Source organism: Candidatus Thiothrix putei (assembly GCA_029972225.1).
In the GTDB taxonomy this organism is placed as follows: Bacteria; Pseudomonadota; Gammaproteobacteria; order Thiotrichales; family Thiotrichaceae; genus Thiothrix; species Thiothrix putei.
The window spans coordinates 808,096-825,562 of sequence record CP124756.1 but is presented as its reverse complement, the minus strand read 5'-3'; the positions used below and the strand labels follow the sequence as shown (position 1 = coordinate 825,562).

The 17,467-nt window shown below is 52.3% G+C and carries 22 protein-coding genes and 1 pseudogene; 12 read left to right on the top strand and 11 right to left on the bottom strand.

Annotated features, from left to right (window positions below):
• Positions 1 to 182: 182 nt before the first annotated feature.
• From QJT81_04265 to QJT81_04245, 5 genes are all read right to left on the bottom strand, one after another.
• Positions 183 to 536 (bottom strand): tetratricopeptide repeat protein, encoded by a 354-nt coding sequence (locus QJT81_04265; GenBank protein ID WGZ96446.1) that lies wholly within the window; start codon positions 534 to 536, stop codon positions 183 to 185.
• A 144-nt stretch (positions 537 to 680) separates the two neighbouring features.
• Positions 681 to 1,331 carry a hypothetical protein gene (locus QJT81_04260; GenBank protein ID WGZ95215.1) on the bottom strand — a complete coding sequence of 217 codons (651 nt, stop codon included), beginning with the start codon at positions 1,329 to 1,331 and terminating at the stop codon, positions 681 to 683.
• A gap of 377 nt (positions 1,332 to 1,708) precedes the next feature.
• Complete coding sequence (locus tag QJT81_04255) at positions 1,709 to 1,987, bottom strand: hypothetical protein (protein ID WGZ95214.1); 279 nt, start codon at positions 1,985 to 1,987, stop codon at positions 1,709 to 1,711.
• Positions 1,951 to 2,940, bottom strand: coding sequence for a COX15/CtaA family protein (locus tag QJT81_04250; GenBank protein WGZ95213.1), 990 nt, complete (start codon positions 2,938 to 2,940; stop codon positions 1,951 to 1,953). Before QJT81_04250 ends, QJT81_04255 begins: the two co-directional genes overlap by 37 nt.
• A gap of 6 nt (positions 2,941 to 2,946) precedes the next feature.
• On the bottom strand, positions 2,947 to 3,447 hold the full coding sequence (locus QJT81_04245; protein ID WGZ95212.1) for a TlpA disulfide reductase family protein: 501 nt from the start codon (positions 3,445 to 3,447) through the stop codon (positions 2,947 to 2,949).
• A 109-nt stretch (positions 3,448 to 3,556) separates the two neighbouring features.
• Between QJT81_04245 and QJT81_04240 the strand changes: the two genes are divergently transcribed.
• Positions 3,557 to 4,051: a DUF2244 domain-containing protein gene (locus QJT81_04240; protein ID WGZ95211.1), complete on the top strand. Its 495-nt coding sequence runs from the start codon at positions 3,557 to 3,559 to the stop codon at positions 4,049 to 4,051.
• A 51-nt stretch (positions 4,052 to 4,102) separates the two neighbouring features.
• Positions 4,103 to 4,249, top strand: a complete 147-nt coding sequence (locus QJT81_04235; protein ID WGZ95210.1) for a hypothetical protein — start codon at positions 4,103 to 4,105, stop codon at positions 4,247 to 4,249.
• A 4-nt stretch (positions 4,250 to 4,253) separates the two neighbouring features.
• Here the strand turns inward: QJT81_04235 and QJT81_04230 are convergent.
• The 3 genes and pseudogenes from QJT81_04230 to QJT81_04220 all read right to left on the bottom strand — a co-directional run bounded on the left by QJT81_04230 (position 4,254) and on the right by QJT81_04220 (position 6,534).
• A pseudogene (locus QJT81_04230) lies at positions 4,254 to 5,792 on the bottom strand (IS66 family transposase).
• 77 nt (positions 5,793 to 5,869) lie between these two features.
• Positions 5,870 to 6,244: an IS66 family insertion sequence element accessory protein TnpB gene (gene tnpB / locus QJT81_04225; protein WGZ95209.1), complete on the bottom strand. Its 375-nt coding sequence runs from the start codon at positions 6,242 to 6,244 to the stop codon at positions 5,870 to 5,872.
• Complete coding sequence (locus QJT81_04220; protein WGZ95208.1) at positions 6,244 to 6,534, bottom strand: IS66 family insertion sequence element accessory protein TnpB; 291 nt, start codon at positions 6,532 to 6,534, stop codon at positions 6,244 to 6,246. The genes tnpB and QJT81_04220 overlap by 1 nt, the downstream gene beginning before the upstream one ends.
• Positions 6,535 to 6,599: 65 nt before the next feature.
• Here QJT81_04220 and QJT81_04215 point away from each other — a divergent pair, with 65 nt between their 5' ends.
• The 5 genes from QJT81_04215 to QJT81_04195 are packed head-to-tail and all read left to right on the top strand — an operon-like array spanning position 6,600 to position 10,834.
• On the top strand, positions 6,600 to 7,565 hold the full coding sequence (locus QJT81_04215; protein ID WGZ95207.1) for a c-type cytochrome: 966 nt from the start codon (positions 6,600 to 6,602) through the stop codon (positions 7,563 to 7,565).
• A gap of 20 nt (positions 7,566 to 7,585) precedes the next feature.
• Positions 7,586 to 9,196: a cbb3-type cytochrome c oxidase subunit I gene (locus QJT81_04210; GenBank protein ID WGZ95206.1), complete on the top strand. Its 1,611-nt coding sequence runs from the start codon at positions 7,586 to 7,588 to the stop codon at positions 9,194 to 9,196.
• The gene (locus tag QJT81_04205; protein ID WGZ95205.1) at positions 9,196 to 9,318 is read left to right on the top strand and encodes a hypothetical protein; all 123 of its coding nucleotides are present in this window, start codon (positions 9,196 to 9,198) and stop codon (positions 9,316 to 9,318) included. The genes QJT81_04210 and QJT81_04205 overlap by 1 nt, the downstream gene beginning before the upstream one ends.
• A complete protein-coding gene (locus QJT81_04200) occupies positions 9,315 to 9,938 on the top strand; it encodes a cytochrome c oxidase assembly protein (protein ID WGZ95204.1) in 624 nt (207 codons plus the stop codon). Before QJT81_04205 ends, QJT81_04200 begins: the two co-directional genes overlap by 4 nt.
• Entirely contained in the window at positions 9,935 to 10,834 is a 900-nt protein-coding gene (locus QJT81_04195) for a cytochrome c oxidase subunit 3 (GenBank protein WGZ95203.1), read from the top strand. Before QJT81_04200 ends, QJT81_04195 begins: the two co-directional genes overlap by 4 nt.
• Positions 10,835 to 10,939: 105 nt before the next feature.
• Here the strand turns inward: QJT81_04195 and QJT81_04190 are convergent, their stop codons facing one another.
• A complete protein-coding gene (locus tag QJT81_04190; protein WGZ95202.1) occupies positions 10,940 to 11,149 on the bottom strand; it encodes a twin transmembrane helix small protein in 210 nt (69 codons plus the stop codon).
• Between the two features lie 13 nt (positions 11,150 to 11,162).
• On the opposite strand from QJT81_04190, the gene QJT81_04185 reads away from it, so the two are divergent.
• Genes QJT81_04185 through cyoE form a run of 4 tightly spaced genes read left to right on the top strand, consistent with a single transcriptional unit; the run spans position 11,163 to position 14,297 of the window.
• A complete protein-coding gene (locus QJT81_04185) occupies positions 11,163 to 11,930 on the top strand; it encodes an SURF1 family protein (GenBank protein ID WGZ95201.1) in 768 nt (255 codons plus the stop codon).
• On the top strand, positions 11,927 to 12,550 hold the full coding sequence (locus QJT81_04180) for a hypothetical protein (GenBank protein WGZ95200.1): 624 nt from the start codon (positions 11,927 to 11,929) through the stop codon (positions 12,548 to 12,550). The genes QJT81_04185 and QJT81_04180 overlap by 4 nt, the downstream gene beginning before the upstream one ends.
• 49 nt (positions 12,551 to 12,599) lie before the next feature.
• The gene (locus QJT81_04175; GenBank protein ID WGZ95199.1) at positions 12,600 to 13,385 is read left to right on the top strand and encodes a DUF2189 domain-containing protein; all 786 of its coding nucleotides are present in this window, start codon (positions 12,600 to 12,602) and stop codon (positions 13,383 to 13,385) included.
• 15 nt (positions 13,386 to 13,400) lie between these two features.
• Positions 13,401 to 14,297, top strand: coding sequence for a heme o synthase (gene cyoE, locus QJT81_04170; protein WGZ95198.1), 897 nt, complete (start codon positions 13,401 to 13,403; stop codon positions 14,295 to 14,297).
• Here cyoE and QJT81_04165 read toward each other — a convergent pair.
• Together QJT81_04165 and QJT81_04160 are read right to left on the bottom strand one after the other, a co-directional pair.
• The gene (locus QJT81_04165) at positions 14,276 to 15,628 is read right to left on the bottom strand and encodes a cbb3-type cytochrome c oxidase subunit I (GenBank protein WGZ95197.1); all 1,353 of its coding nucleotides are present in this window, start codon (positions 15,626 to 15,628) and stop codon (positions 14,276 to 14,278) included. The genes cyoE and QJT81_04165 overlap by 22 nt on opposite strands.
• 19 nt (positions 15,629 to 15,647) lie before the next feature.
• A complete protein-coding gene (locus QJT81_04160) occupies positions 15,648 to 16,667 on the bottom strand; it encodes a DUF2189 domain-containing protein (GenBank protein ID WGZ95196.1) in 1,020 nt (339 codons plus the stop codon).
• A gap of 166 nt (positions 16,668 to 16,833) precedes the next feature.
• On the opposite strand from QJT81_04160, the gene QJT81_04155 reads away from it, so the two are divergent.
• Positions 16,834 to 17,460, top strand: coding sequence for an SCO family protein (locus QJT81_04155; protein WGZ95195.1), 627 nt, complete (start codon positions 16,834 to 16,836; stop codon positions 17,458 to 17,460).
• The last annotated feature ends 7 nt before the right edge of the window (positions 17,461 to 17,467 follow it).

Here is a 17,467-nt window from a genome sequence, read left to right as displayed (position 1 = left end):
ATTAGTAGCCATATCACCCCACTGACGGTCAGTAGCGCTGGCAAGCAGCCTCTGGCGTCCTCTATCGCTGCTATCATGAACAAATAAACAAAAATCAGCACGAATGGCCACCACTCCATAGCAATCTACTCCCACAGTGATTCAACATTTGCTTACACAGTTTGTTTGACAGACTCTACATTTCAGCGTTTGATAGCGCGGATAGCCGCAGCACGTTTTTCCAACGGCCCGGCCAAGGCTGCGCAGTCAGTCTGTTGGTAGAGTCCTACCAAGTTTTCAAGGCTCAATACGACATTAGTCTGTTGGTAGAGTCCCACCAAGTTTTCAAGGCTCAATACGACATTAGGATGATATGCCCCCAGTGCCTTTTCCCAAATTGCCAACGCACATTGGTACAGCGGCTCCGCCTGCGCGTACTGACCTTGGTCTTGATATAATCCCGCCAAGTTGTTCAAGCTTTTGGCGACATCCGGGTGGTTTTCCCCCAGTTCCTTTTCCCGAATCGCCAGCGAACGTTTTAACAGTGGTTCTGCCAGTGCGTACTGGCCTTGCTCATGATACAGATTCGCAAGGTTGTTCAGGCTTATGGCGACATCCGGGTGGTTTTCTCCCCGTGCCTTTTCCTGAATCGCCAGTGAACAATGCCAGTACCATAGAGGGTTTGATGCGTTTGTTCGTCTTCATGGGTTAAGTGAAATGTTCCCTAAGTATGCACTTTGGTAATGAATACCCCACTCTCCATATGCGATTAACCTCAAGTCATGATCGTACTCCTTGATTAACATCCAATTACCTAAATCACCTTGTGCACCTCCTGAAAAATGGTGCCAATTATCAATCTTTTGATGTTCAAAGTGCTCAAACTCAAATGTGTTATGAACTATAGAATATGTTTCTTGAGTAACAGGGATTCGTTCAGTTGCCTGATTTAATTTAATGCAATCGATTACTTCAACCACGATCCAAGCATGGTTCTCTTCCTGTGTGAGGACTTTAACTACCTTGCATTTAACAAAAGCTGATAGATTAATTTCTTCAGGATGCTCATCCCAACCATCTAAACTAGATAGAACAGGTTTGTATAGTGTCCAAAATTCAGAATTCAAATCTTCGCAGAATACATAAGAGACATGCACTGCTCTGTTTTCGCCAACCTTTGGAGATCGTTTTGATATTGACCAGAACTTTTTTTCATTCAGCGGTGGAATCGTATTCTCCTGTTCGCTCCACTCAATCACGTCATCGTAAGCCGAAATAACAAAATCCTCTAGCTGGCGAAATTCGTTTGCAGCAGCGTGACCACAAGTTGGACAAATAAAACTTATATTCATGATAGAGTACCTGAGAAAGCATAACAGTTAATTCAAACCGTGTGCTAGATGATGACATCGGCTAACGGGAAAAGACACTCAGCCCCGCCACAGCATCGCTATACATTGCTATACGTTCTGGAAGAAAAAAGGGGTTAAATGCCTAACGTCAACTAATCTTGTCCATTGGGAAAAAAGTCAGCCCAAAGATCGTAACCGTGCGCACCAACCGTAACCAAAACCTCTTTGGTGAGCGAACCAGTCTTCATAGCCTCTGCGACCAACTCAACGAACTTGCTGATGACAAGGTATTGGGCAATCACATATTGGTCATCCAGACTGTGGTCTTTGTATAGCTTGTCAGCATGGTAGATTTTAAAATGCGCCTGTACAGCCTCTTAGCCCGTTAATATCCGCAACGAATCATCACAACGGTAATGCCCCAACCAGTCGGGGTCATCCATATCGACCCCGTTTTCATCATAAGCAAACGGCTGAAACCACCAAAGCTGCGGATTGGCTGAAAAAGCATTCATTGCCAAATACACCGCCTTAACGTCAAAATCACGGCTGCACTTATCAATACAGTCATTGATTACCCCTAGAATTTCCTCTGGCAAATTGCTGAATTGATTGCCAATCAAGTATTTAAAACCTTCCCCTTCTTCTGCTGCCAAAGCGCCACTACCGCCAGTAACAACAGCGCCGCCCCCAAGGTATGCAAAGTCGCTACCACCAGCGGCAGCGCAAACACCACATTGCTAATCCCAAGGCTCACCTGCACGATTAACAACACCAGTAATGCATACGGCACAATCCCACATGACACCGAGCGTCGCCGTATTAACCACCACGCCAAGCCCCCCAGATACAGAAATACCAGCAATGCGCCCAAACGGTGCGTCAAATGAATCGCGGTGCGTGCCGGGTTCTCCAGCGTTCCAAACTCATAATTCACCCCTGCCTGCCATTCAAAGCTGAATGCCGTGCGGAAATCACTCGCAGGCCACCATTGCCCCTGACACAAGGGGAAATCCACCCCACACGCCACCGCCGCATAATGCGTACTCGTCCAGCCGCCCAAGATAATTTGCGCAATCAACAGCAGTAACGCCCCCAGCGCCCAGCCACGTACTGCCCCGATGCTGCCATACAGCGTTGAAAAACGCGGCACATGCCGTTGCAACCACAACCACCAAACCAACGCCAGGGTGGTAAAGCCACCTAACAAATGCGCTGTCACCACCGGCGGACTCAGCAAATGCGTCACCGTCCACATTCCCAATGCGGCCTGAAACATAACGGTCGCCAATAACAACGTCGGAATCCAGATACTCGCCTCAAAATAACGGCGAAACCTTACACGCAATACAAACAGCGCCAAGATCAACACGCCCAATAGCCCCGCTGCGTAACGGTGAACCATCTCTTTCCACGCCTTCGCGTGCTCCAGCGGACGTTCAAACTGATTAGCATCCACCTGCTCCGGCACGCCCACATGCCCGTAACAGCCCGGCCAATCGGGGCAACCCAAGCCCGCATCTGACAAGCGTGTATAAGCGCCCAGCACAATCACCAGCAACGCCAGCCCTAACGTCAACGACAGTAAGATCGAATAGGTTTTTTGCATAAGTGACTACCGCTGAATGAATGAGGGGGAAATAGGTTTTTCAAGCATAGTACGCATTTCTGCCAACGTTAGCTTTCCCTTCGCTTGCTGTAGAATGTTTCCATTAGCATCTAACAAATGATGGCTGGGTACGACCAAATCAGGGGCAAATTGCCGCGCCGCTTGCCCATCCAAATCCAATGCCACGGGCAAACTCAAGTGCAGTTGGGTTTGCACATCCAAAACGGTATTCGGCGGATCTGTTGGCAATGCCACTGCCACCACTTGCACCCGCTCCACATATTCACGCTGCAAAGCATCCAACGCGGGCAACTCCTTCACGCAAATGGCGCAACTGGTCGACCACACGCTCACCCAAGTCAGCTTACCGTGCAAGTCAGGGATATGGGCTTTTTCCCCACTCAACAGCGGCAACGTCAACGGTGTCACCGTTTTTTCTACACATCCCATCAACAGCGCCCCCCAGAGAACCACTGCGTATTTCAGCTTATTACCAATTACTAACATATTGAATGACTTACAATTTTCAATGATAAATATCAAAAACTAGGATATATTATTTTCATCCTGTGTGAAATCACACACTTCCATTGCTTAACCAAGACGGGTGAATGTTTTGGTAACGACAACAAGCAACCTAACCGCTGGCTGCCGTACTTTTGAGGTACGCCCCAACCGTTCATTATCCCGCGAGGGGATGATGGTGTTATTCGCGGCTGTTGCTGTCCTTACCCTGCTCGTCGCGGCGCGTTTCATTTTATTGGGTGCATGGCTCGTACTGCCGTTCGCCCTCCTCGAAATAGTGGTGCTAGGTGTCAGCCTGTATCTGTTTGAACGTGCCTCGCGATATTCCGAGACTATCCAGATAGCCCCTGACGGCATCCTGATTATTACCCGGAACGGGGTAAAGACTTTGCGTGAATACCGTTTCCAGCCTTACTGGGTGAAAATTGCCCTCCAGCTAGACCCGCGCGACTGGTATCCCAGCAAGCTCTTGTTACGCTCCCACGGGGAAAGCATTGAGATAGGCGCTTGCTTAACCAATGCCGACCGCAAAATGCTCGCAAAAACCATAACAACGGCGATAGAAAGTTGCAGAAAAACTGACTGAACACCCCGTAACATGTTAGGAGGAAACATGCTGCATAGAAGAAAGAGACGCTTGTCCGCCCTGTTCGTGACTGGTAGCGCTTGGTTATTCGGCGGCATGGCTCATGCCGACTACGAATACAACCTAAACCCACCCGCCTCGACACTGACCCAAGAAATCTTCGATCTGCACATGCTGACCACCATCGTCGGCACGTAAACGGTCATTCTAGCCCGTCGTTGATATCCGCAAACAAATCCGAGCGCAATGGCTTATCCGCAAACCGTTGTTTCCAACATCTTGGCGTAAGGTCTTGCACCTGAGAAGCGGGATGCTCACTAACGCGCAACAGAACATCCATCAGATAGACATACGGGTTAATGTCATGCAGGCGGCAGGTGGTGATCAGGCTTTGGATGATGCCCACGTGTTCCGCGCCGAGTTCTGTCCAGCAGAACAACCAGTTTTTCCTGCCCATGGGGATGGGCCGCAGGGCGCGTTCGATGTGGTTGGTATCCATTGGCACGTCGGGATCTTCCAGAAACACGCGCAGTTCGTGTTCGCGGCGGATGACATAACCAAGGGCTTTGGTCAGCGGGTTGGAGGGGATTAAATCGGTACGTTGTAATTGGGTTTGGCACCATTCAAAGAACTGGTCGACCAACGGCTTGCTGTGGGTGAGGCGGTAGGTACGTTTGGCTTCCCCGTCGAGTTTTTTCTCGTTAATCTGGGCTTCGTGCTGATAGAGTGCCGCGATAGTGTCAAGGGCTTGGCGTACTGCTTGTGGTTCAGCGGTTTCGGCGGCAATGAAGGTGCGACGGCTGTGTACCCAGCATTGGGCATGGGTAATCTTGTCATTGGCGTTGACGTAACTGGCATAAGCACGGTAACCGTCGCTGAGCAGTGTGCCGCTGAACTGTTGGCGAAGAGTCTTTTCAATGTGTTGCCGCCCACGGCTGGCGGAGAAGGTGAAGACGATTTCGTCCTGATCCCCGTACAGCGGCCAGAAGTAGCCTTGCTTCATCTTGCCGTTGCCTGCGGGGCTGGCTTTGATGGGGGTTTCGTCCATCGCCAGCAGCTTGCTTTGCAGTACACTGGCGAGTTGCGCTTCGGCAATGGGTTTGAGCAGGTCGATGGCACGTTTCACCGCATTGGTCAGCGTCGTGCGGCTGAGGGTGATCCCCGCTTGGGTCAGGCGTTGGTGCTGGCGGTACAACGGCAGGTGGTACTGGAACTTGTCCACCAACATCCCCACCAAAAAGCTGACATCGGTGACACTACGTTCCAGCACGTTGGCGGGTGCAGGGCTGGGAAGTGGTGGGTTGCTGAGCGAAGCCGAAGCACTGCCCTTACGTTTGATGACCGGGCGCTCGTATTGCAGGATGAGGTAGCTGGCAGGGCGTTGCGCCACCCGATGGGTCACCTGGGTGCCGATCACCTCATACTGGTCAGCCTCTTCCCCCTGAAGTTCCGGCGGGGTGAGGTGAATCACCTTGACCGGGACATCGGCGGTAAAGCGTAACCCGCTGTCATTCACGCAGTCATCCGGGCGCAGCTTGGGGGCTTTACCGCGTTGGTAGGTGACGGTAATGCTTTCACCCTCGGGTGCGGCAACCGGGGCGGCGGCGGGGGCAAACAACGGCAACTGCGCCACCGGTATCTCAACCGGACGCTTTTCCGATTTGCTGCCAAAGACATGTTGCCTGAACCACGCCAATTGGCGTTTCAATTCAGCTATATCCTGTTTCAGGGCAGCATTTTCCTCACGCAACGCCAGCATTTCCGCCACAATCGGCGGCATGGGAACGCTGGTGTCAGACGGGGTGGATGGCTTTAAAATCATGGGCTTATTGTACCAGAATGTGGCTGCACAGGATACTGGTAACGCTTGAATTGTCTGGATTTTTGCACCTCAATGCCCGCCAAAATCAACTGCAAATCCGTCCGGGTCAGTTCGCGCTGCCCGCTGGTTGTCGGCTGCACCCGGTATTGGCCCTGCTCCAGGCGTTGGCTCCATAAGCAATAGCCGCTGGGTTCAAAATAGAGGATCTTCATCTGGGTTTTACGTAGGTTCACAAACACGAAATAATGCCCACTCAGGGGATTTTGCCCTAACTGGTTTTTCACCAAAGCGGTCAGCCCCGTAAAGCTTTTGCGCATGTCGGTGGCTTGGGTGCATAGCCAGATGCGGGCGGTGGCTGCGGGGGCAAACATCAGCGTTGGCTCAGGCGTAGTTCAACACCATTCCCCAAACTCAGCACAATGTGCCAGCCTTGCCCCAGCGCGGCATGACCCGCCGATAATGCTCCCAAGTCGATGAAGGTATTGGCGGGAACGGCTGGTTCCTCCACGCCATCTGCGGAGCGTAGACGCTGCCGCCATTGGCAAAAACTGGCGTAACCGATACTGTGCTGTTCACAAAATGCCGGGGCGGATAAGCCGCTGGCTTGCCATTGGCTAATGAGGGTTTGCCATTCGCTGGCGCGGCGGTGAGGGCGTTTCATTGAGGTTTCCTTCGGTTGTTCAGGTTGGAAACCAGTTTAGGACGTGGAAATCGCGAGGGCTAGACGTGCTGAAATGGTCGCTTACCATTGTCACGGGTTTGATCATTTACTCACTCATCTACCACCGTCAGTCGAAAGGCGCGGTTGCTGATCAGGAATTTCACAACAGTTGGTTTGGGCGTTGGGCGTGGGCACTCGTCCCCGTCATCGTATTAGGCATCGACTTAAGCATTGCCAGTTCCGCCTCTTCCACGCTTAGCTCGGTGGAATCGCACGATAAAGCCGATGTCACCGTGAAAGTCATCGGTTCGCAGTGGAAGTGGACGTATGAATACATGGACGACGACATCAAAATCGTCAGCAACCTCAAAAAACTCGAACCCACCGACCCACTCTACCTGCGTGATGTGGATGAACCGCTGGTATTGCCCACCGATCGACGGGTACGTTTCCTGCTGACCTCCACCGACGTGCTGCATAACTGGGGCATTGCCGAAATCGTTCCCAAGAAAATCAATATCCCCGGCTACATCAACGAAACCTGGACGCACATCACCAAAGAAGGCACGTATCGCGGGCAATGCTACGAAAACTGCGGCACAGGCCACGCCTTCATGCCTGCGGTGGTCACAGCCGTCAGCCCCGAAAAATACGAACAGTGGAAAACCAGTAAGAAAGCCCAACAAGCCCAAGCCTCCGCCGAAGCCAGCTCTGACAAAGAGTGGAGCAAGGATGAATTGATGGCGAAAGGGCAAGAGGTCTACACCAAAAACTGCCTAGCTTGCCACCAAGCTACCGGCTTAGGTTTACCCGGTGTATTCCCCGCACTGGCTGGCAGCAAGATTGCCACCAATGCCGTCGCTACCGACCACATCAATATTGTTGTGAAAGGCAAAGCAGGCACAGCGATGGCTGCATGGGGGCCACAACTGAATGATTTGGATATTGCGGCTGTAATCAGTTACGAACGCAATTCATGGGGCAATGCCGCTGGCATCGTACAACCCAAAGACGTAAAAGCCGCACGTTAATTTCTGAGGAGGAGTTATCCATGAGTGGAGCAGCAGCGCACGACAGTCATCATGATCACCACGGGCCACCGAAGGGTTGGCAGCGCTGGGTTTACAGCACCAACCACAAAGACATCGGCACGATGTACTTATTTTTTGCCTTGTTCATGCTGTTTTTCGGCGGGGCAATGGCGATGTATATCCGCGCGGAATTGTTTATGCCGGGGGTGCAACTGGCTAGCCCGGACTTTTACAACAATATGGTGACTGACCATGCTTTGGTAATGATCTTCGGGATGGTGATGCCTGCGGCGGCGGGCATGGCGAACTGGATGATTCCGATGATGATCGGCGCACCGGATATGGCCTTGCCGCGTTTGAATAACCTGAGTTTCTGGTTATTACCGGCAGCCGCTATTATGCTGATCCTGTCGATTCTTGCGCCGTATATCTTTCCGGGCAGCGGTACACCGGTGAATACGGGGTGGACGTTATTGCCACCCTTGTCAATCCAGACCGGGATTGGGATGGACTTCACCATTTTTGCGATTCATACCCTTGGCGTGTCATCAATTCTAGCCTCCATCAATATCGTTACCACGATTTTGAATATGCGTGCGCCGACCATGACCATGATGAAAATGCCGCTGTTTGTGTGGGCATGGTTGTTTACCGGGCTGTTGCTGATTGCAGTGATGCCGGTATTGGCGGGTGGTGTGACCATGTTGCTGTTTGACCGGCACTTTGGCACGTCGTTCTTTGATGCAGCGGGTGGTGGCGACCCGATTCTGTTCCAACATTTGTTCTGGTTCTTTGGGCATCCTGAAGTGTATGTATTGTTGTTGCCGTCTATCGGCGTATTGGGTTTGGTGATTCCGACATTTGCGCGTAAGCCGTTGTTTGGTTACAAATCCTTGGTGTATGGCATGGGCATCTTGGCAGCACTGGGCATGGTTGTTTGGGCGCATCATCAGTACACCATCGGCATGTCGTTGGCGGCAACCAATTACTTCATGATTGGCACGATTTTGATTTCGATCCCGGTCGGGCTAATGTTGCTGAACTTCATTTTCACCATGTGGCGCGGTTCGATGACGTTTGAAACGCCGATGTTGTTTGGGATTGCGATTATCCTGATGTTCTCGTTTGCGGGGGTAACGGGCGTTATGTTGGCGGTCGTGCCAGCGGATATGCAATACCACGACACCATGTTCGTGGTCGCGCACTTCCACTACGCGCTGATTCCGGGGGCGGTGTTTGGCTTGTATGCAGGCGTGTTCTTCTGGTTGCCGAAATGGACAGGGCATATGTATGACGAGCGGCTTGGGCAGATTTTCTTCTGGTGGACAACCATTTCGTTCAACATCACCTTCTTCCCGCAGCATTTCTCTGGATTAGCGGGAATGCCACGCCGCATTGTGGATTACAGCATCCAGTACACCGAGTTCAACGTGATTTCGAGTATTGGCGGGTTTGCGTTTGGTTTGTCGCATTTGCTGTTCCTGTACATCATCTTCAAGACCATCAAAGGGGGCGCAAAAGCACCGGACAAACCGTGGGAAGGTTCGCAAATCGGCACGCCGGGGCTGGAATGGACGCTATCGTCTCCTCCGCCGTTCCACAGTTTTACTGAAGCGCCAGTGGTGAAATGATGGACGACAAGCAACGTAAAGCTAATCAACGCGTCGCCATTATCCTCGGCTTGATTGCCTTGGCGGCGATGGCGTACCCGTTCTTTTTCCTGCCAGACATACTGGCGGGGGCGGGTAAATGAGTACGCCAGCCAACCCACCCAGCGACACTTTAGCCAGCAAGAACCGGCGTGTCACGCGCCGCTTGTTCTTGGTGGTGGGCGGTATGTTTGCGTTTGGATTCGCAATGGTGCCGTTATACCAACTGGCCTGTGACATCGGTGGCATCAATGGCGTGGCGGGTACACCGGGTGGGCGCATGACGGATACGTCCGCCATTACCCACGTCGATACCAGCCGCCTGATTACCGTGCAATTTGATGCCACCATCAACACTGGCTTACCGTGGGAATTTCGCCCGCTGGTGAAGCAAGTCCAAGTGCATCCCGGCGAACGGGTGGCGGTCAGTTATTACGCCAAAAACAACTCGGACAAACCGATTACCGGGCAAGCCATTCCAGGCATTACCCCTTGGCAAGTAACGGAACACCTCAAGAAAATCGAGTGTTTCTGTTTCACCCAGCAAGTGTTGCAGCCCGGTGAAGCCAAGGAAATGCCCGTGTATTTCACCATCGACCCGAAAGTGGATAAGCAGTACGCCACGGTCACGCTGTCTTACACCTTCATGAATACCGACCGCACCAACGCCTTAACACCGGAACAACACGCGGCATTGAACACGAGCCATAAGGAATCACCATGAGCACACATGCAGATACACACACGGACAAGGAAGCGTATTACATCCCCGAACCCAGCCGCTGGCCGATTATTGCAGTGTTTGGCATCTTCATGCTGTTTTTCGGCTTGGTGCTAAGCATCAATAAAATGGGCTTGGCAGGCAGTTTGATCATGGTGACGGGCTTTGCGGTGATTGCGCACTTGATGCATGGCTGGTTCGGTTCGGTCATTGACGAAAACCTGACCGGCAAATACAACGGGCAAGTGAGCCGTTCGTTCCGCCAAGGGATGTTTTGGTTCATTACCTCGGAAGCAGCGTTCTTTGTCACGTTTTTCGGCTGTTTATACTACTTGCGCAATATCACCCTGCCGTATCTGGGCGGGGACGGACAATTAGGTACATCCAATATCTTGTGGGAAGGCTTCCAATACAATTGGCCGCTGCTCAACCTGCCGGATGCGGACGGCACCAAATACGTGGCAGCAAAAGAAGCGATGGGGCCGTGGGGTTTGCCATTTCTTAATACCATTATTTTGCTGTCCAGTGGTGTAACCCTGACGTGGGCACATTGGGGCTTGAAAAAGAATAACAATAAACAACTGGTGCGCGGTTTGATCATGACCATTACGCTGGGAACGATCTTCTTTTTCGTACAAGGCTATGAATACTGGCACGCGCATCATGCGATGGATTTGACGCTGAATGCGGGGGTGTATGGTTCAACGTTTTACATGCTGACGGGCTTTCACGGCCTGCATGTCACCATCGGTACAATTATGCTGATTGTGATTGCGGTACGCAGTGCCAGACACCATTTCACCGAACACAATCACTTCGCGTTTGAAGCGGTCGCGTGGTATTGGCACTTCGTCGACGTGGTGTGGATTGCGCTGTTTATTTTCGTGTATTGGTTGTAGGGAGAGAAGAAACCCCTCCTAACCTCCCCTTATCAGGGGAGGAACAAGAAGGTACGCCTCTCCAGTTCTCCCCCTGATAAGGGGGAGTTAGAGGGGGTTTCTTCTTCACGGCACAACACCATGCGGCACAATTTGACCGGTAAAGTAACCGACCATTAACAAACACAAGAGGAAAACCGAAAGCGCTACCCGCGTTGTCAGCGATGTGACTACCCGATTGGATTTGCCATCATCCTTGGCGAGGAAAAACACGCCAGAGATCAAGCTGATCAGGATCAGAGCCAGATTGATGATAATCAGTACTTTAAACCACATGAGGAACCTCGGATTGTTACAGCAGGGTGAAAATACCAGTATAACAGCACGTTACCGCTTTCAACCTAGCGTTTTTACCACGCTATTGACGGTGGTGATGGTGGGCATTTTCACGGCATTAGCGGTGTGGCAATACCAACGCGCCGCCTACAAAACCCAGATGGCGCAAGCGGTCATGCAACAAACTGCCCAAGCGCCGCTCAATCTGAATGAGACGCGTGTGGACTGGCCTGCACAACGCTTTCGCCCCGCCACTGTCAGTGGTTACTGGGAAGCCGCTAATACGGTCTTGCTGGACAATAGCGTGCATCAGGGCAAAGCGGGCTACCATGTGATTACCCCATTACGCATGGCAAACGGGCAGCATCTACTGGTAAACCGGGGCTGGATTGCCGTAGGCGCTAATCGTCAAGTATTGCCCAACATTCCAACCCCAACAGATGGCATAACCCTGACGGGGACACTGGAATCACCCCGCTCCAAACCCGTATTTCTGTTTGGCGAGATGGCAGCCGACACCGAAGGCAACCAACGCTGGTTGTATCTGGATATGGCGCATTTCGCACACAAACTGGGGCATTCGCTTGCACCGTATGTGTTGCTGCAAACCTCGGAAAGCGCTGATGGTTTACGCCGGGACTGGCCTGCTTACAGCAATACGGCGGGGATGCACATCGGCTATAGCATTCAGTGGGGCGCATTCGGGCTGATTGTATTGAGTGCTTATGTGTCGCTGAACCTCCGTAAATACCCTAGCGTTACTTCCAAGGAAACCCTATGACTTCAGCCACTGATGCCGCCGTTTCTTCCCCCAAACGCAGCAATCGCACCTTATGGATATTGGTGGCGGTGTGTGCATTCCCTTACCTAGGTGGTTGGTTATACTACCAAAACAGGGATATGTTGCCCCTTCCCCCCACCACCAATTACGGCACGTTAATATCCCCCGTGCGGGCAGTGGGTGAATTACCGCTAGAAAGCCTGAACGGTGCTACGTTCAATACAGTGGATTTGCGTGGCAGTTGGGTATTGGTGACAGTGGCAGATTCAGCGTGCAGCGAACATTGTCAGAAGAACCTGTATTTCCTGCGCCAAGTGCGGCAAGCGATGGGTAATGAACGCCGCCGCGTCGAGCGTCTGCTGGTATTGACTGAAACCAGCCAGTTAGCCACCTTGCAACCGCGCTTAGCCGAACACGCGGGAATGCGTATTGCTGTAGGTGCAGCAGATACCATCCAACACTTGCAGTCGGTCTTGCAGAACCCTAACCCGGTGGCGCAAGACGGTCTTTACATCATCGACCCGCTGGGGAATGTGATGATGTCGTATCCACCCGATTTCAACGGCGAGTTGATTATCAAAGATTTACGCCGCCTGCTCAAAGTGTCGCAGGTGGGTTGAGCAAGAGCCACAAGGCTGAATTTTAATAAAGTGAAGAGGAGAAAGTGTTATGGCCACGATTAGCAGTACCGACCACACCGTGATCACTGAAGCCCCGCGCCTAACCGTGCGGAAAGTCGATTCCGAAGCCTCTATGCGCTGGCTCAACGCCGGTATCAAAGATTTCAAAGCCTCGCCCGCTGCCAGCATTACTTACGGCATGATTTATGTGGTGTTGGGGCTAATCCTCGCGTGGTTGTCGTGGGCAAACCCCATTTTCGTCACCTCACTTGCCACCGGCTTTCTGATTTTAGGGCCGATTGTCGCCGTCGGCTTTTATTGCATGAGCCGCACCTTGGAACAGGGTAACAAACCGCATTTCAGCCAAGGTATCGACGGTTTACGCTTTAACGGGGTGAGCTTAGCCAGCTTTGCGATGGTGTTAGGCGTGTTGATGGGGATCTGGGCGGTGATTTCATCGGTTACGGTTGCGATGTTCTTCAATAATGTGACCATTACCGACAACTGGCTGGATACTTTAATCGGACACGAGCAGTTTGTGCCATTCTTATTTGTATGGGCGTTAAGCGGTGCAGTTGTTGCAGTGGTAGCCTTTTCGATCAGCGTGATTTCCGTACCCTTGATTACTGACAAGCGCGTTGATGTCATTACCGCGATGATTACCAGTGTGAAAGCGGTGATGGCTAACCCCGGTGTGATGCTGAGCTGGGCATTTATTTTGGCGACATTAATTTTCTTAGGATTTATTTTCTTTTTCGTCGCATTGGCGATTACCTTGCCGATTGCCGGTCATGCAAGCTGGCACGCTTACCGTGATTTGATTGCTGAAGAATAAAACGGAGTACCCCCGATGATCAATGTCGCCGCCCTTGAGGCAGGAATCAACTGGAAAGCCTATCTGTGCTTATGCAAACTCAAAGTCGTGAGCCTGATTGTGTTCACCGCGTTGGTGGGAATGCTGCTGGCAAGCCCTGATGCGATACCGCTCAACACCTTGTTTTGGGGGTTGTTGGGGATTGGCTTGGGAGCTTCCTGCGGGGCGGCGATTAATCATATCGTTGACCAGAAAATTGATGCGGTGATGAAGCGCACCGAACACCGCCCCCTGCCCCAACACCAACTCAGCACGGCGCAAGCCTTGGTGTTTGCGGTGGGTCTGGGCGTTCTGTCGATGGTGATCTTGGGTGTGATGGTCAATTGGCTGACTGCCCTGTTGACACTGGCGTCGATGGTGGGTTATGCAGTGATTTATACCATGTATTTGAAACGCTCTACCCCACACAATATCGTGCTGGGTGGCGCTGCCGGGGCCGCTCCACCTGTGTTAGGCTGGACAGCCGTGACCGGGGAGTTGCATACCGATGCGCTGCTGCTGTTTCTGATTATTTTCATTTGGACGCCACCGCATTTCTGGCCGCTGGCGATTAAACGCCGTGAAGATTACCGTAAAGCGGGTGTGCCGATGTTGCCGGTGACTCACGGGGTAGCCTTCACCAAACTCAATATTGTGCTGTATACGCTGATGCTGATTGCGGTGACGTTAATGCCGTTTTTGACACACATGAGTGGGGTGATTTACTTGGTGGCTGCGAGCGGCTTGGGGGTAGGTTTCCTGTATCACGCTATTGTGTTGTACCGTACCGAAGGTGATCAGCACGCAATGAAAACCTTCGGCTATTCGATTTTCTACCTGAGTGCTCTGTTTATTGCACTGCTAGTAGATCATTATGTGGCAGGGTGGCTGTAAGGCTTGGCATACATCGCCCGCAACACCACCACCACGAAAATCCCCCCGCCAATAATGGCAATCAAACCACCTAGCCCCATCATCCCCATGCCGAGGATTTGGGGCAGGTTTTCCAAACCTTGCGCCGCCCCAGCCGTCTTGCGCTGCACCCCGTAACCACCCGACCACGCCAACCCCAGAATGTGCATCAACTGCCCACCACCATAAATATACGGCTGCCACGCCGCCCACTTTGAAGTAGCAGCGCGAAAACCCAAACGTGGCAGCAAATAATACGTCAGCCCCATAAACGCCAGCGTCACCCCCACAATCGAACCGTGGTAATGCGCCGGAATCACCACATTCACCCCGTGAATCAGAAAACCGATAATCCCACCTGCTGCAAACAACACAATGGAGGCATACAACGCATTCCGCTGCGGACGCAAACCCGTATCCACCACCCGACTTGCCCGCAACACTGACCACACCACCACCAAACCCAATGGCAACGAAGTCAACCCGCCGTACTTCATCAAGTGAGTAAACGCCGCCCGATGTTCCGCCAACATCACCTCATGCTGTAAGTAAATGAACGGCACTGCCAATACAGGCAGCAACATCAACACCAATAACCACCGTGCCAAACGCGGCGCAATACGCACAGTCATGCCAGTAGCTTGCGCCAACCACAGCCACGCCACCATCAGCAATAATGAATGGGTGAATTGCAACGTATGCCCACCACCCCAGAACAACACTTCAAAAAACCCCTGCCCCGTTGCGTCGGCAGGCAAATTTACCCCGGTAAACAACACCGCCAGCACCGACATCGCCGACACTAGAATGCTCAGGTAAATACCCAAGCCCGCCACACCCTGATGCCCCGCCACCATCAAGGAACGGATAATCAACCAAGTAAACCCAACCCCAAACAGGCTTAAGCCCACCAGAAACACCGGTTGTTGCAGGACAGGTACGTAATTGTTCAATAACGGATTGCCATCTCCAGTAAAAGGCGATGCCACAATCAACACGGTTCCCAACGCCGTCACCGCCAGAATCGTCTTATCCCACCAAGGCGACGCAATCGCACTATTCGCCGTCCACAACCCCCCCGCAAACGCCAAAAACCACACCAACACCGACAGCACCACATGCACCACCAACGCCGTGTGAAAAAAATCCAACCAAGGAATCACCTCCTGCACCGCAGGCGTGCGTGACATCACCAACAGCAGGGAAAAAATCCCCGCTGCCAGCAACGCAAAAATCCCCAATTTCAGCCAATTAGCCGCCAAAGCACGGGCGTGACCCTGCGGGTCAGGTAACATAAACGACGTAACTGCCATGCGTTTCCTTTGCTTACTATTATTGACCCACCGTCTCACGGTAAGCGTGCCAACTGGCGTGACCGATCAACGGCAATGTTACCGCCAAGCCAATGAAAAACGTAGCCATGCCCACCAGAATCACTACAGCAATGGTTGCCGCCCAACGCATCATCACCACCGGATTTTTGTAAACCGCCCGAATGCTGGTAACCATCGCCGTCATCACCCCCACCTGCCGATGCGCCAACAAGGGCACTGTCACCACACTAATCCCAAACGCCACCACCGCCAACACCGCGCCACACACCACAAACGTAGCAATGAATGGCAAGAAATTCGCATCCCCCACCAAGGTTTCCCAACCACCGCTCACCAAGCCGGTGTTATCGAAAACCAAGCCAAACAGCATCGCAATCAACCGCGCCCACACCACCAGCACCACCAACAAAATCACCCCAGCCGTCAGCGTATCTGCCACCCGATGACTTGCCAACGGAATCGACACTATCGCCACCGCCGATGCCAACAGCCCCATGATCAAACCGCCCAACATAAAGACCGCAAAAAACGGCAAAGACTCACGCCCATTCAGCAACGTCGCCAAACTCCCCGTCACCAACGGGCTATCCCCGAAAAACAGGTTAATAACCCCTATGGTCACTACTAGCCAAGCGAGCATCACCGCACCCAAAATCAAGCCAAAAGTAATCAACTTGCCAGTACTCACCCGCGCATTCGACAACGCATGTAACAACGAAGGCGTATGCCCTTCCTCAATCCGCTGACTCATGTCATACAAGCCCACCGCCGCCAGCGGGCCAATCAACATAAAGCTGGAAATCAACAGCAAGGCAAACAACGGGTTAGCAGGGCCGAACCCGATCATTAAAATCCCTGCAATAACAAATACTAAGCCGTAAGTAATGCTGGCAACGGGTCTGACTTTCAAATCATCCCAGCCCTTGCTAAGCCAACGCAGCGGCGCACTGCTGTCTAAGCGCCGCACGGCGGGAATGGGTTCATCGGTCACTACGGGGTCACTTATTAGGGATGCCATAACACTTCCTCCTCTGGATAGGGGTAATACACGCCTCCTTCGCACCTATAGATCAATTTACCCCAGGCCATGTAAATCCCTGACAAACTGTAAGTCATTAAAAATACGAGCTTAAGCACCCCACACAATGCTATGCTCAAACGACGCTAAGTTCGGAGATAACCGCTTGAAAAAGATACCCCTGCTCGTTGCCGCCCTCGCCTTCGTCGTCGGTATTGTTGCCGCGCAATACTTACTGTCCACCAACGTCCCCCCCACTGCAACACCGAGTGGCAGTACCCGTGTTCCGGTGGTAGCAGGCAAATTCGGCGGTGATTTCACCCTCACGCAAGCAGGAAAACCGACCAAACTCAGCGATTTCAGCGGCAAAGTCGTGGTGCTGTATTTCGGCTACGCCTCCTGCCCGGATATTTGCCCCACCACCTTGGCGATTATCAGTGCAGGTCTTAAAAAACTCAGCGCTGAAGAACTGGCGCAAGTGCAACCGCTCTTTGTCAGCGTCGACCCCGAACGCGATAATGGCGAACGCCTGAACACGTATGCCCAACATTTCCACCCCAATATCAAGGGTGTAACGGGTACAGCAGAGGAAGTGCAACAAGCGGCACAGCAATACGGCGCATTCTTCTCAAAAGTCACCAGCACTTCAGCGATGGGGTATATGATCGACCATACCTCCAACACCTACCTGATTAGCAAAGACGGGCAGTTTGTCACGATTTTGCCGCATGAGATGACACCGGATACGGTGGCAGCCAGTATTCGGGAAGCCTTAAAACTCCAGCCTGATTAATAGAACC

What these genes read in the sequence shown, in the direction of transcription:
- QJT81_04195 (WGZ95203.1), top strand. Translation starts at nt 9,935, where the DNA reads ATGAGCACACATGCAGATACACACACGGACAAGGAAGCGTATTACATC.
- QJT81_04205 (WGZ95205.1), top strand. Translation starts at nt 9,196, where the DNA reads ATGGACGACAAGCAACGTAAAGCTAATCAACGCGTCGCCATTATCCTC.
- QJT81_04245 (WGZ95212.1), bottom strand. Translation starts at nt 3,447, where the DNA reads ATGTTAGTAATTGGTAATAAGCTGAAATACGCAGTGGTTCTCTGGGGG.
- QJT81_04165 (WGZ95197.1), bottom strand. Translation starts at nt 15,628, where the DNA reads ATGGCAGTTACGTCGTTTATGTTACCTGACCCGCAGGGTCACGCCCGT.
- QJT81_04220 (WGZ95208.1), bottom strand. Translation starts at nt 6,534, where the DNA reads ATGAAACGCCCTCACCGCCGCGCCAGCGAATGGCAAACCCTCATTAGC.
- tnpB (WGZ95209.1), bottom strand. Translation starts at nt 6,244, where the DNA reads ATGTTTGCCCCCGCAGCCACCGCCCGCATCTGGCTATGCACCCAAGCC.
- QJT81_04250 (WGZ95213.1), bottom strand. Translation starts at nt 2,940, where the DNA reads ATGCAAAAAACCTATTCGATCTTACTGTCGTTGACGTTAGGGCTGGCG.
- QJT81_04160 (WGZ95196.1), bottom strand. Translation starts at nt 16,667, where the DNA reads ATGGCATCCCTAATAAGTGACCCCGTAGTGACCGATGAACCCATTCCC.
- QJT81_04190 (WGZ95202.1), bottom strand. Translation starts at nt 11,149, where the DNA reads ATGTGGTTTAAAGTACTGATTATCATCAATCTGGCTCTGATCCTGATC.
- QJT81_04180 (WGZ95200.1), top strand. Translation starts at nt 11,927, where the DNA reads ATGACTTCAGCCACTGATGCCGCCGTTTCTTCCCCCAAACGCAGCAAT.
- QJT81_04210 (WGZ95206.1), top strand. Translation starts at nt 7,586, where the DNA reads ATGAGTGGAGCAGCAGCGCACGACAGTCATCATGATCACCACGGGCCA.
- QJT81_04175 (WGZ95199.1), top strand. Translation starts at nt 12,600, where the DNA reads ATGGCCACGATTAGCAGTACCGACCACACCGTGATCACTGAAGCCCCG.
- QJT81_04200 (WGZ95204.1), top strand. Translation starts at nt 9,315, where the DNA reads ATGAGTACGCCAGCCAACCCACCCAGCGACACTTTAGCCAGCAAGAAC.
- QJT81_04260 (WGZ95215.1), bottom strand. Translation starts at nt 1,331, where the DNA reads ATGAATATAAGTTTTATTTGTCCAACTTGTGGTCACGCTGCTGCAAAC.
- cyoE (WGZ95198.1), top strand. Translation starts at nt 13,401, where the DNA reads ATGATCAATGTCGCCGCCCTTGAGGCAGGAATCAACTGGAAAGCCTAT.